The organism is Sphingomonas asaccharolytica NBRC 15499 (genome assembly GCF_001598355.1).
Lineage (GTDB): Bacteria > Pseudomonadota > Alphaproteobacteria > Sphingomonadales > Sphingomonadaceae > Sphingomonas > Sphingomonas asaccharolytica.
The window spans coordinates 1-3,841 of the sequence record NZ_BCYU01000152.1 but is presented as its reverse complement, the minus strand read 5'-3'; the positions used below and the strand labels follow the sequence as shown (position 1 = coordinate 3,841).

Below are 3,841 nucleotides of genomic sequence, written 5' to 3'. Positions count from 1 at the left end.
CACCGCGAAATGCGCCCGCGGCGCATTTCCAAACAGACCGTGCGAGTCCGTAAGTAATCGTCCCTATGGCAAGTCACCGTGGCCAAAAGTTCCAGGATTTGCCGTTACTTGAAATAGTTCCGCCCCAGATGGGGCTTATCCCTCGCGCTGCACGGCTTACCGCACGGATCGGCGCAGGAGCGGGCGGTTAAATTGACTTTAACACCCCATCGGCAGAGTGATTCGACAGCGCCGGGGGTGGATCGGCGATTACGTAACGGGGACGTTTCGTCGTGTTTCTGCGCAGTGAGCATTATGAGCAATCAGGGGGCGCCGCTCCCAGCTCGACCGGCCGCGCCCTCATCCTCACCACCGATCTCTCTTTCGCCGACCGACTGCGTGCCTCGATGGCGCAGGTCGACTGGACGCCCGATCTCGGCGCGCGGATCGGATCGCGCGACTGGTTCCGCGGGCTCGCCACCTGCACCGCGTTGATTGGCGCGTGCTGGGCGCTGTCGCCGGGCATCGGCCATCCGCTGGTCGCCGCGTCCGCTTTGCCGCTCAAGGGCAAGGCATGGGAAAATGCTCGTGCGCAATCGATCGCGCCGCTCGCCTTGGGCGCCGATACCGGTCAGCGCATGGCGGCGACCGATCTGGTGCGGCCGCTTGCCGAAACCCCCGATCGCCCGACCCAGGCCTTTGCCTCGGCGATGAGCGATGGCGACAGTCTGGCGACGCTGCTGCGCCGCGCCGGCGCCGCCAAGACCGATATCGTCCGCGTCGCCGACCTGGTCGCGGGCGCGCTGCCGCTCGACAATATCCGGCCGGGAACGCGGTTCGAAGGCGTGCTCGGCCGCCGCGAGAAGAAAAGCGATCCGCGTCCGCTCGAACAATTGAGCTTCCAGCCGGCGTTCGATTTCCGCCTGACGATCAAGCGCACTGCCAACGGCCTGACGATGGATCGCCAGGCGATTGCGGTCGACGACACGCCGCTACGCATTCAGGGCCTGGCCGGGTCGAGCTTGTACAAATCGATGCGTGCCGCCGGCGTGCCTTCGACCGTCGCCGCCGATTACATCAAGGCGATCGCGACGCGGATCTCGATCGGCGGCGATGTCGCCTCCGACGACACCTGGGACGTCATGCTGTCGCAGCGCCGCGCCGCGACCGGCGAAGTCGAACTCGGCAAGATCCTGTTCGCCGGGCTCGATATGGGCCGCCGCAAGGTCCAGCTCGTCAAGTGGAGCCGCAACGCCGACGAGGACGAGGACGAGGATGACGGCAACGGCCATGGCGATTGGTACGACGCCAGCGGCCAGACCGAGCGCCAGGGCTTTATGGGCCTGCCGGTCGCGGGCCGGATCAGCTCGTCCTTCGGCATGCGGCTGCACCCGATCCTCGGCTATTATCGGATGCACAAGGGCATCGACATCGCCTGCGCTTATGGGTCGCCGGTCTATGCGGTGTTCGACGGCATTGTGAATTGGGCCGGCTACAAGGGCGGCTATGGCAGCTTCGTCGGCATTCGGGCGCAGGGCGGCGGGGTCGGCACCGGCTATGGCCATTTGAGCCGGGTGCTGGTGCGCAACGGCGAGCATGTCCACCGCGGCCAGATCGTCGCTTATTCGGGCAATTCGGGGCTATCGACCGGACCGCATCTGCATTTCGAAGTCTATCGCAGCGGCCAGGTGGTCAATCCGCGCGGCTTCTCCTTCTCGAGCGTCGCCGCGCTGACCGGCGCCGCATTGCGCGCGTTCAAGTCGCATGTGTCGGAATTGCTGTCGGTTCATCCGGGAACGCCGCGCAAGTCCGGCTGACGCGGGTTCGCGGCGCTGGAATTTAATCGCGCAGAGCCGAATCGACCGAGTTGAGCCGTCACCCCGGCGTTGTGCCGGGGTCCACCGGCAACACACCCGGTACAAGAGGCTCATGCTTCTCGCTAACCTGCACAGTGGATGCCGGGACAAGCCCGGCATGACGGCCAAATTACAAGGGCGCCAAAGCCGGTGAGGCGCCTTATTTCGCGCTAGCGGCCACCGACGATCGGCCCAGACAGTAGGCCCGATCAGCGGCCCTGCGAGCGCCAGCGGCGGATGGTGCGGCCGATTATCTGATCCTCGCCGCCGGTCTCGCGCCACAACGTGGAGAAGATTGGATCGTCCGAGGCCGGGCGCTTATTGGCCTCCAGCCCGTCGAACGCGACGCGGATCGGGATGGCGACGCCTTCGCCGCAAATGATGCACTCGCGGTTACGCAGCGCCGGGATCGTGTCGAGGAAGCCGCGCGCGCCTTCCGGCATCGCGGCGCGGACGAACGCCTGGTCGCGATCGTTGTTGAGGCGCATCGCGATGATCGTGCCGCATTGCGACAGCACGCCTTCCGCCAGATCCGACGGACGTTGCGTGATCAGGCCCAGGCTGACGCCGTACTTACGTCCTTCCTTGGCGATGCGGCTGAGGATCTTGCCGACCGACGATCCGTCGGCGTTGCGCTCATTGGGGATGTAGCGGTGCGCTTCCTCGCAGACGAGCAGGATCGGGCGCCGCGCCTCGTTGCGCGACCAGATCGCGAAATCGAACACCATGCGCGACAGGACAGCGACCACCACCGAGGTGATTTCGCTCGGCACGCCCGACACGTCGATGATTGAGATCGGCTTGCCGTCGCCGGGCAGGCGGAACACGCGGCTGATGAAATCCTGCATCGTGTCGGCGACGAGCATGCCGGAGAACATGAAGCTGTAGCGCGGATCGGCCTTGATCTCGTCGATCTTGGTCTTGATCCGCAGATAGGGCGCGGTGTCGCCGGCGCGATCCATCTTGCCCATTTCGAGCTGGATGAGATTGGTCAGGTCGCTGAGCAGATAGGGCACCGGGGCGTCGACCGTCAGTTTGCTGATCTCCTGCCCGAGCCGTCCTTTGGCGCGCGCGGCGAGCAGGCATTTGGCCAGGATGTCGGCGTCGATCTGACGTTCGGAGTTGGACGTCGTCAGGAACACTTCGCAATGTTCCTCGAAATTCATCAGCCAATACGGCATCTGCAGGTTCGACACGTCGTAGATCGCGCCGGTGGTCTGGAACGCCGCCGAATATTCGCCGTGCGGATCGACCATCACGATGTGCCCCTGCGGCGCGAGCTCGCAGATCTTGTGCAGGATCAGCGCGGCGCTGGTCGATTTACCGGTACCGGTCGAGCCGAGCAGCGCGAAATGCTTGCCCAGCATCGCGTCGACATAGAGGGAGGCGCGGATGTCCTTGGTCGGATAGACCGTGCCGATCTCGATATGGGCGCGATCGTCGGCGGCATAGATCTGCTTGAGGTCGGCGGTCGATACCGGGAACACCGCCGCGCCCGGAGAGGGATAGCGCGTGACGCCGCGGCGGAATTTGTAGAGCTTGCCGGTCAGCCGTTCCTCATCGCCTTCGCCGAGAAAGTCGATCAGCGCCAGGACACCGGCCTCGACCAAACGCAGCGATCGGATATTGGCAATCATCCAGCAGGCGCCGACGCGGATCTTGACCTGCGCACCGACCGACCCTGCCGACGCCAGCACCGGATCGGGATCGGCGGCATAGCTGGCAATGGCATCGGGATCGAACAGCACCTGGCCGCCCGAACCGGCGATCTCGATCAGCCCGCCAATCTCCTTGCCGAGGCTCGGAGCGGGGGACGGCGCGGCGGTATCATCGGCCGTCGTCCGCGCGAATGCGCTACCCCCCAGCATTTCGGTCATCGGAATCCCCTGATCATTCCGAGTCGCTATGACAGATCAGGGGTAAATATTGGGTTTGCTATCGCTAACAGCGGGCTGGCGCGGCCTTAGCCGTCGTGCTGGACGTGTTCCGGACGAAGCGCGTGTTTT

2 protein-coding genes are annotated in these 3,841 nt (G+C 64.9%); one reads left to right on the top strand and one right to left on the bottom strand.

The window, feature by feature from the left end; translation table 11 throughout:
* Positions 1 to 272 precede the first annotated feature (272 nt).
* Entirely contained in the window at positions 273 to 1,796 is a 1,524-nt protein-coding gene (locus SAS01S_RS21640) for a M23 family metallopeptidase (protein ID WP_066813250.1), read from the top strand.
* A 248-nt stretch (positions 1,797 to 2,044) separates the two neighbouring features.
* Here SAS01S_RS21640 and SAS01S_RS21635 read toward each other — a convergent pair whose 3' ends face one another.
* Complete coding sequence (locus tag SAS01S_RS21635; RefSeq protein ID WP_066813249.1) at positions 2,045 to 3,712, bottom strand: ATP-binding protein; 1,668 nt, start codon at positions 3,710 to 3,712, stop codon at positions 2,045 to 2,047.
* Between the last annotated feature and the right edge of the window lie 129 nt (positions 3,713 to 3,841).